Origin of the sequence: Paraplanobispora takensis (genome assembly GCF_016863195.1) — a bacterium.
Lineage (GTDB): Bacteria > Actinomycetota > Actinomycetes > Streptosporangiales > Streptosporangiaceae > Planobispora > Planobispora takensis.
Genome location: NZ_BOOK01000116.1, coordinates 1 through 2,136, shown reverse-complemented (window position 1 = coordinate 2,136; position 2,136 = coordinate 1). Strand labels below are relative to the sequence as shown.

2 protein-coding genes and 1 pseudogene are annotated in these 2,136 nt (G+C 70.4%); all 3 read right to left on the bottom strand.

Features of this window, described 5'->3' with window-relative positions:
- Window positions 1-689: MCP four helix bundle domain-containing protein (locus Pta02_RS40645; protein ID WP_203880392.1), on the bottom strand; the 689-nt coding region annotated here is incomplete at its 3' end.
- 411 nt (window positions 690-1,100) lie between these two features.
- A pseudogene (locus Pta02_RS42425) lies at window positions 1,101-1,248 on the bottom strand (ClpX C4-type zinc finger protein); the annotation flags it as partial.
- 62 nt (window positions 1,249-1,310) lie between these two features.
- Window positions 1,311-1,916, bottom strand: a complete 606-nt coding sequence (locus tag Pta02_RS40635) for a TetR/AcrR family transcriptional regulator (RefSeq protein WP_203880390.1) — start codon at window positions 1,914-1,916, stop codon at window positions 1,311-1,313.
- Window positions 1,917-2,136 lie beyond the last annotated feature (220 nt).

The following is a 2,136-nucleotide window of genomic DNA, read 5'->3' as shown; positions in this document are numbered from 1 at the left end:
CTGGCCATGATGCCGCGCGCCGTGGCCCAGCCCAGACCCAGCGCGGCCAGCATGCCGATGGCCAGCGCGACCAGGATGGTGGTGCGATTGCCGGTGAAGGCGGCCTCGGTGTCCTCGGCCGCCTGCTCGGCCTCGGCCCGCTCGGTCTTCACCAGTGCGTCCACCGTCTCGGACATGCTCGCGCCGATCGGAGCCACCTCGCTGTCGCGGACGGCCGCCCAGGTCTTCATGTCGTTGGCCCGGCCGGCGGGCAGCAACTTGGCGTCGCGCACCGCGACGTAGGCCTCCAGGTCCTGGGCGAAACGCCGCAGGGCCTCCTTCTTCTCCCCGGCCGGCAGGCGCGCGCCGTAGGAGGCGATGATCTCGCGGATCCGGGCCTCGGTCTCCGAGGACTGGCTCTCGTTGGTCGCGATGTCCGCCGGGTCGGTCGAGATGGCGTGGTTGGCGACGTCCAGGCGCAGCTGGATGAAGAGCCGCCGCAGGTTGGCCGCTTCGTCCAGGCCGGCGAAGTTGGTGGCGTACATGGCCTGGGCGTTGTCGTTGGACGAACTCAGCGCAGTGATGCCGAGCGCGCCGATCATCCCCGCGGCCAGGACCGCCACGATGATCGAGGCCAGGATCTTGGTGCGGATGCCGAGGTCACGCAGGACGGAACGCTTGGGTTGAGCAGTCGGGGGAGCCGCTGACATGGGAGGTCCCGTCTTCCGGAAGAAGGATGTGCGGTGTCGCGCCGCAGCGCACGGCGGATGTCACACCACGGTGTACGGCGACGCGGAAGGTCTCCCCCTATCGCCATTACTCATCGGTAGCTTAGGGAAAGCCGCTCCCGTTCCGCACCGGAGCCACTCCCCCGCCGGACCCGGTCCCGCCGCCCCGTCACTCTTCCCCGGAGAACCTCTCCCAGGCCGACTGGCGCGCCATGCCCAGGGCGGCGCCGATCCTGGCCCAGGTGACCCCCCGGTCGCGCAGCCGGTCCACCCAGATCTGCAGGCTGGCGTCGACCTGCGCGCTCACGGCGGCCACGCGCGGCAGCAGGTCGAGGATCTGCTCGTCGGTCATGATGTCGGGCCAGGGGATCTCCGCCTCCTTCGGGGACTCGGTCTCCCCCTCGATGATGGCGTTGCACAGCTGCACGCACTCGTTGCAGATGTAGACCCCGGGACCGGCGACCACCTTCTGCACCTCGGTCTTCGACTTCGCGCAGAACGAGCAGTGGATCCGCTCATCGGCCAGTGACGGTGCGGGCATGCGATCCTCCCGAATCGGCGCTTGTCAGGCTCAGCCTGACGCAATGATCGCACCGTAACCCGTCAGGCTTCGCCTGACAAGCCCCCGCGGAAGACGCAGGACAGGGCGCGGCGCAGGACGGTGGCGAAGGAGTCGGTGGTGCCGGGCTCCAGCCAGCGGCGTCCCGCCACGCGGACGGCGCCGGCGACCGCGGCGGCCGTGACGGCGGGGAACAGATCGCGCGCGGGGTCGGTGCCGGTGCGCGCCGCGATCGCCTCGGCGAGCGGGCCCTCTGCCATGGTGAACGCCTTCAGCGCCTCACCCTCCAGCTCGGGCGTCGACATGATCATGCTCAGGCCGGCCCTGTCGGGCTCGGGATCGGTGTAGAGCTCGACCATGGCCGCGACGACGGCCTGGTCGAGCGGTTCGCCGGGGGGCCTGGAGCGCAACGCCCGGCCCGCACGCCCGGACTGGTCGGCCTGGAAGGCGCAGATCGCCTCCGCCCTGCTGGAGAAGTAGTTGTTGTAGGTCCGGGATGAGACCCCCGCGGCCTCGGCGATGTCGTTGACACGCACCAGGGCCAGCCCGTGCGGGCCCCGCTCGATGGCCAGGCGCAGCGCGGCGTGACCGATCGCCTCCCGGGTGGCCTGCCTGTTGCGCGATCGGAGATCCGTGGCGTCGTCGTCCATGGGCCGACTCTATCCAATATTGCGCGTCGCGCACTATATGCGTGACACGCAAGTTGTGGGTAGAGTGCGGCAGGACGCCTGGCACTCACCTCTGGAGAGTGCCGACCGTACGGCGTGCGCCGGGGCGGCGAGGCCCGCCTGCGGGCCGTCCGTCGCGGGCGCCGCCCCGCAACGCCCATCACGAGCAGGAGCAACGATGACGTCGAAGATGATTGCGTTC

Excerpts from the sequence above, each read along its gene's own strand:
- Pta02_RS40635 (WP_203880390.1), bottom strand. The coding sequence starts at position 1,916 with ATGGACGACGACGCCACGGATCTCCGATCGCGCAACAGGCAGGCCACC.